Below are 6,000 nucleotides of genomic sequence, written 5' to 3'. Positions count from 1 at the left end.
GCTTTGAAATTCTCCACCACTTTCTGAGTAAAACTCACGGCGCTTCGATGCAGGCCATTGAAGGCTTGGAGCTAAGCATTGCCAAGTACAGCGCACAGCCTGAACCGGTGATGCAAGCCAGCTATTCAGTGTCAAAACCCTTTGAACCTGAACCGGTCAAGCAACCTATTGGGTTTGGTTTTCCCTCCCCTAACCCTGCACCACGTACCGCACAACTGGAATCTAAACCGACCTTGTTTAAGTACCAAGTGCAGGCCAAGGAAATAAACGAAATCAACGAAACGAAAGCACGTCGACCGATAGGCTTTAGTTTTCCGACTAGCGCCCCCCAAACTCAAACTGTATCCAAGCTAGGTACACAGGAAGAACAGATACCCTTGCCTGATTTTGGAGCGTTTAAAGCCCGTCGAGATGTGTTCGCTAGCCCTGCGTTGAGCGATTCTGAAACCCTTAGCGAACCGTTAGCTAACGGTGTCGACGATGAACCGGTTCAGAGGCCACTAGATACCGTTAGTAGACCGTTAGCTAACCGTCCTGATGGGCTTTTTTCGGAATGGGTGCAGGCGGTCAAAGTAGGTGACTGTTTACCCTCCGTTAAACCCACTTGGACATGGATTCAAAAGCGTATCAGCAACAAAGAGACCGGTAGTCGAACCCATGACCGTACCCGTATCAGCAACATGCAGAAAGCCTTCTTTGCTCGTGCAATGAAAGAGGGCTTGATGATCGAAAACCCGAACTACAAAAACGGAGGCAAGAAATACTTATGGATAGCCTAATCAAGCAACCGACCACCCAACACATTTACTACTGGTTAGATGGCTATTGGGTGACTGACAAGGAAGAGGCCGAGCTGATGGATAGTATTAATGCCTTCGGTAGCTTGCACCAAGTCCTAGAACTCCCTGTAACCGCTGATATTGACCAAGCCGTCAAACAGCGCTTGGAGGTGAGCCACTAACCAACCACGGGGCAAGGGAAGCCTTGCCCCTTTTTTCAACCTAAGAGGTAACAACCATGAGCCAAACAAACAGAGTATTAGAACCATTCAAAGTTTTAGATATACAGCAATGGCGTAACCAACAGCGTAACAGAAAAGCCGATTTACCCTTACAAGATCGTTTCTTAAATGCGCAGGAGGTAGCCGATAAATTGGGAGTACACCGTACCACCGTTTATCGCTGGCGAAACAATGGCATACTACCCCTGTCACAACGGAAAGGGCGCACGGTGAGATGGTCAGAACAAGCAATTGAACAATGGTGGCACAATGCCCCAAAGGAAATGGGAAAATGAATACCCCAAAAGAAAAAGCCCTGATTGCGGGAAACAATCAAGGCCTCAAATCAAATAAAGTACCAACTAATCATATAACAAGTAGCGCTAAAAATGTACTCACTTTGTCGGATATTTTGCGGAATTTCCGGCAAGCTATCCATGAAAGTATTGGCATAGAACCCAAGCTGATTAAGCCGTCTGGCCAGTTAGAGAGGTTTTCTAGCAATGGTAAGCAAGGGGATGTATCCGGCTGGTATGTTCTGCACTTGCACGGCCAAGGGTATGCGGTCGGCGCGTTTGGTTGTTGGCGCTTAGGCATTCGGCAAACATGGCATAGCACAAACGGCTCACAGCGTTTAAGCCGTGAAGAGTGGCAGGCTATTCAGCAAGCCATTGCAACAGAGCGCCAACAGCAGGCTGCAGAGCGTACAGCCAAAGCTCACCAAGCCCAACAACAAGCGGTCAAATACTGGACAGCAGCGGGGCTAGCCGATTCACAGCATCCTTACTTAGTGCGTAAATCGGTTGGTGCTTATGGTATACGCCAGCAGGGGACACAACTCTTAATCCCTGTGTGTGATTTAGATGGCACTTTGTACGGCCTACAAACTATCAATGCTGAAGGTAAAAAGCAGTTTTTAGCCGGTACACCCAAGCAAGGACATTGCTGCTTAATCGGTGAACGCTGGTTTGATCTATCAGGTATTTATCTCTGTGAAGGTTACGCCACCGGTGCGAGCCTCTATGAATGTTATGGCTTGTCAGTACTGGTGGCTTTCGATGCGGGAAATCTCCTACCGGTCGCTAAAGCTTACCGGGCAAGGTATCCCCATATTCCTTTGACAATCTGTGCAGACAATGACCGCAAACACCCCGAAAACCCCGGATTAACTAAAGCACGTGCAACGGTCGCAGCCTTGCCGGGTGTGGGTTTAATTGTGCCTGAGTTTCCACCTTCTGCACCCCTTGAACTCTCTGATTTTAATGATTTAGCTGCCTTGCTGAGAAGCAACGCAAACCTAGGAGGTATTGCGCTATGACCACTACATTAATGAGCGCAAAACCCGCGCTAGCGCTTGTAAATAATTATGTACGGACTGAACAACCTACTGCAGGCGCTTGGGAGACTCCCGACAGTCTCACCGGCCAAAGTCAAAGTGCTAGCTACCCGGATAGAGCCTTGCCCGGCTTAGTGGGTGAGGCCATCCGCGAAGTTGTAAACATCGTGAAATGCCCCACCGCCTTGGCTGCTAATGCTGCTTTATCGGTACTCGCCACCGCAGGGCAGGGAGTTGCCAATATTCAAGCGCATCAAAAGCTTAAACCTAGTCCTTTGAGCCTGTATTTACTTTCTATTGGTGAGTCAGGGGAACGGAAAACCACAGCAGATCGCTATTTTTCGGAGGTACTAGACCAATGGGCATTCAACAAGCAAGAGGAACTCAAACCCGGCTTAATCAAAGCACGCGCACGTATTTCCGCATGGGAAAAAGAGTGTGAAGGGATTCGGGATGCTATCAAACAGGCAGGGCGTAAAGGTGAGGATATTCACCTCTTAACTGAAAAATTAATCATTGCCGAGCAGTCCAAGCCGTCTATGGTATATACCCCTAAAATGATTTTCGCCGATGCAACCCCTGAAGCAATTGGCCATGATTTAGCACATCGTTGGCCGTCGGCGGGAATACTCTCAGGTGAGGCCGGAATTGTCTTTGGTGGCTATGGCATGAAAGCCGACAATATCACCCGCAACCTTGCGTTTTTGAATGTTGCTTGGGAAGGGGGCAGCATTCCTATTGCTCGCAGAGGTGAGGGCGGCAGTTATGACTTAAGAGATGTACGCTTATCAATGGGCTTAGCAGTGCAACCCGCCGTGATTCACGATTTTTATGAAAAGAATGGTGAGCTTGCGCGGGGTTCAGGCTTTGCAGCGCGTTTTCTGCTAGCTTGGCCGACTTCAACCCAAGGTACACGTTATCTAAGCCATGAAGAGCTAACCAGTGACACACCTACTAATGCTTTACACTGTTTCTATGGGCGTTTGCATGAGGTTTTAGAGCAGCAATATCAGCGCGGCCAACTAGGGACATTGAAGGAGTTGCCCACACTGCAACTTTCTGCACTTGCCTTAGAGTTATGGCGCGAATATTTTAATAGTGTTGAGTATGAACTACGCACCGGCGGCGATATGCAGGACTACAAGGATATAGCTAGCAAATCAGCCGACAATGCAGCACGTTTAGCAGGCCTGTTTCATTTGTTTGAAGGGTGCAGCGTTTACGACACCATTCACCCTGACATTATGGAGGCAGCGATTACCTTAGCCGCTTGGCACTTATACGAAGCGCGGCGCTTCTTTGGGGAAATTGCTGTACCGACTGACTTATCAAACGCGATTCGCTTAGATGCATGGCTCTTAGACTATTGCAAAACTAATCACACCAGCCGTTTAGGGCGGCGTGATATTCAACGCTTTGCGCCTAATCGGGTACGCAATGGCAGTGATTTAGATAAAGCCTTGTATGAACTGGAAGCAGCTAACCGTATTCGTCAAATAAGCGAAGGGCGAAAAGTACATATTCAAATCAACCCGGCTTTATTAGGAGGCTAGTCTTATGCGCTTACGTGATCTCTTACATTGGGAAACACCTGTACCCACTAAGCCAGTTCTAGCACCGAAGGCTAGACCGTTAGACGCTTGGTTAATTAAACCGGTTAGCCTACCCAAAGACCCTAAACCCATGCAGCCTATAAAATCATAATAGGCAATTAAGCAACCCTGAAAAGGCCGGGATAACCCGGCTTTTTCTTTTATAGCACCTCAGTTTTAAGGAAGTGTCGCAACTGTCGCAACTGTCGCAGTCGCAACCGCTCCAAATTGAATAAACCTCTGACTGATCACAGCTCAATAAAAACAATCACTTAGCCAAGGCTAGTCGGGAAGTGTCGCAACTGTCGCAACTGTCGCAGTCGCAACCGTGCAAAATGACGAAAGGGGGAGTGTGTACTTGTCGAAAAATTCTTAATCCAACTAACACTTGATACTTACACTATGAAGGTGAAGATTCTGCCCAATAGCATGGGGTAGATTTTTAATTGTGTATATCTTTGTGTATATGATGGCTTTTTAAATGGGGTAAAATTTTTATGAAACAAGTAGTTATAGAGGTTTTTTGGTTGCAATTATGCCTACCATTTCTCTGTTTCAAGTTGTTTCAATCCGTTTAAAATTCTCTTAAAACTTCTTATTCTTCAAGCATCTGCTGTTAAAAGTCGTATCAAGTCGTTTCAACCTGTTACCTAAAAATGGCTGTGTTATTTACTGTACTTCCAACTTTGATTTGAGGAGTACAGCAAATGAAGCGCAATTTAACCGATAAGCTCATCAGCAAAACCAAACCAAAAGCAGATGGTAGATCTACCAACTTATCAGACGGTGGTGGCTTATTTATTCAGATAAAGCCGACTGGTAGCTATTGGCGTTATAACTATCGTTACAGCAATAAAAGAAAAACCCTCACAATTGGCAGTTATCCCGAAGTCAGTATTCACCAAGCTAGAGAGCAGCACCTAGAAGCTAGAGCTTTGTTAGCAAGAAACATTGACCCTTCAGAATATAAACAACACCTAAAAGCCACACAGAGTGAAGCCAGCCAACATAGTTTTGAAGCTATCGCTAGGGAATGGTTTTTAAGATCGAAAGAGGGATGGTCAGAAGGGCATGCCAAACGAACCAAGAGACAGCTTGAACAAGATATTTTCCCGTGGCTTGGAAAGCTCAGTTTTGATCAGATCACAGGCAGTGAAATCATTAAAATCATGCAGCGAGTAGAAGATAGAGATTCAGGTGATATGGCGCGGCGCGTCAAAACGCCTATCAATCAGGTGTTTAAATACGCTAAAGCGTTAGGACTCGCTAGTTATAACCCTGTGGCTGATATTGAAACAAAAACCGTTTTGAGGCCAAGAGTTAAGCGGCGGTTTGCTGCTATTACTGATCCTGTGAAGGTAGGGCAGTTATTACGGGACATAGAAGGTTATCAAGGTGGTTTAGTGGTGCGGTGCGCCTTGCAATTATCGGCTTTAGTCATGCTCAGACCGGGTGAGCTACGTGGTGCAGAATGGCAGGAGATCGACTTAGATAGTGCCACATGGACGATTCCTATTAAGCGCATGAAAGCACCAACCCATATCAAGCAAGCGAATCAAAGTGTGCATATTGTTCCTTTATCAAGGCAAGCAGTAGCGATTTTAAGAGAGTTAAAGCCACTTACAGGCCGTTTTAGCTTTGTTTTTCCTAGTGCTAGGGGAGCAAGTCGCTGTATGAGTGAAAACGCGGTTAGAGTCGCTTTGCGTACAATGGGGTATGACAATGAAACCATGACGGCACATGGATTTAGGGGCATGGCTTCTACATTGTTGAATCGTATGCGTGGCAAGGATAACCAACGCTTATGGGATGCTGATTTAATTGAATGGCAACTTGCACACAAGGGAAGTGATGAAATCCGAGCCGCTTATAATCGTTCTGATAGTCCAGAGGCCATGAGCCAACGGCGGGAAATGCTGCAAGCGTGGGCTGATTATCTTGACGCATTGAAAACCAATAAGGGAAAACTACAGGCATTCCCGACAAAATGACTCACTCAGAGCCGGACATGTTCCGGTTTTTCTTGCAGTGCAATAAATAAAAAACGGGAGAATGTATTTTTAGGTGTAACT

At 46.5% G+C, this 6,000-nt stretch carries 7 protein-coding genes; all 7 read left to right on the top strand.

Annotation, left to right across the window (positions count from 1 at the left end; genetic code table 11):
* The coding region (locus Q0307_RS16000; RefSeq protein ID WP_298661908.1) for a hypothetical protein at window positions 1–779 on the top strand (779 nt) is incomplete at its 5' end.
* Entirely contained in the window at window positions 767–961 is a 195-nt protein-coding gene (locus Q0307_RS15995) for a hypothetical protein (RefSeq protein ID WP_298661906.1), read from the top strand. The genes Q0307_RS16000 and Q0307_RS15995, both read left to right, overlap by 13 nt.
* A 56-nt stretch (window positions 962–1,017) precedes the next feature.
* Window positions 1,018–1,296, top strand: coding sequence for a helix-turn-helix domain-containing protein (locus Q0307_RS15990; RefSeq protein ID WP_298661904.1), 279 nt, complete (start codon window positions 1,018–1,020; stop codon window positions 1,294–1,296).
* Window positions 1,293–2,318 carry a toprim domain-containing protein gene (locus Q0307_RS15985; protein ID WP_298661902.1) on the top strand — a complete coding sequence of 342 codons (1,026 nt, stop codon included), beginning with the start codon at window positions 1,293–1,295 and terminating at the stop codon, window positions 2,316–2,318. The genes Q0307_RS15990 and Q0307_RS15985 overlap by 4 nt, the downstream gene beginning before the upstream one ends.
* Window positions 2,315–3,889 carry a YfjI family protein gene (locus tag Q0307_RS15980; RefSeq protein ID WP_298661899.1) on the top strand — a complete coding sequence of 525 codons (1,575 nt, stop codon included), beginning with the start codon at window positions 2,315–2,317 and terminating at the stop codon, window positions 3,887–3,889. The genes Q0307_RS15985 and Q0307_RS15980 overlap by 4 nt, the downstream gene beginning before the upstream one ends.
* A gap of 4 nt (window positions 3,890–3,893) precedes the next feature.
* Window positions 3,894–4,040 (top strand): hypothetical protein, encoded by a 147-nt coding sequence (locus tag Q0307_RS15975; RefSeq protein ID WP_298661897.1) that lies wholly within the window; start codon window positions 3,894–3,896, stop codon window positions 4,038–4,040.
* 595 nt (window positions 4,041–4,635) lie between these two features.
* Window positions 4,636–5,919: an integrase arm-type DNA-binding domain-containing protein gene (locus tag Q0307_RS15970; protein WP_298661895.1), complete on the top strand. Its 1,284-nt coding sequence runs from the start codon at window positions 4,636–4,638 to the stop codon at window positions 5,917–5,919.
* The last annotated feature ends 81 nt before the right edge of the window (window positions 5,920–6,000 follow it).

The organism is uncultured Thiothrix sp., assembly GCF_937873765.1.
GTDB lineage: Bacteria > Pseudomonadota > Gammaproteobacteria > Thiotrichales > Thiotrichaceae > Thiolinea.
This window is presented reverse-complemented; position numbering and strand designations above follow the sequence as displayed.

Coding starts and splice junctions, on each gene's coding strand:
- Q0307_RS15975 (WP_298661897.1), top strand. CDS start 3,894: ATGCGCTTACGTGATCTCTTACATTGGGAAACACCTGTACCCACTAAG.
- Q0307_RS15995 (WP_298661906.1), top strand. CDS start 767: ATGGATAGCCTAATCAAGCAACCGACCACCCAACACATTTACTACTGG.
- Q0307_RS15980 (WP_298661899.1), top strand. CDS start 2,315: ATGACCACTACATTAATGAGCGCAAAACCCGCGCTAGCGCTTGTAAAT.
- Q0307_RS15970 (WP_298661895.1), top strand. CDS start 4,636: ATGAAGCGCAATTTAACCGATAAGCTCATCAGCAAAACCAAACCAAAA.
- Q0307_RS15990 (WP_298661904.1), top strand. CDS start 1,018: ATGAGCCAAACAAACAGAGTATTAGAACCATTCAAAGTTTTAGATATA.
- Q0307_RS15985 (WP_298661902.1), top strand. CDS start 1,293: ATGAATACCCCAAAAGAAAAAGCCCTGATTGCGGGAAACAATCAAGGC.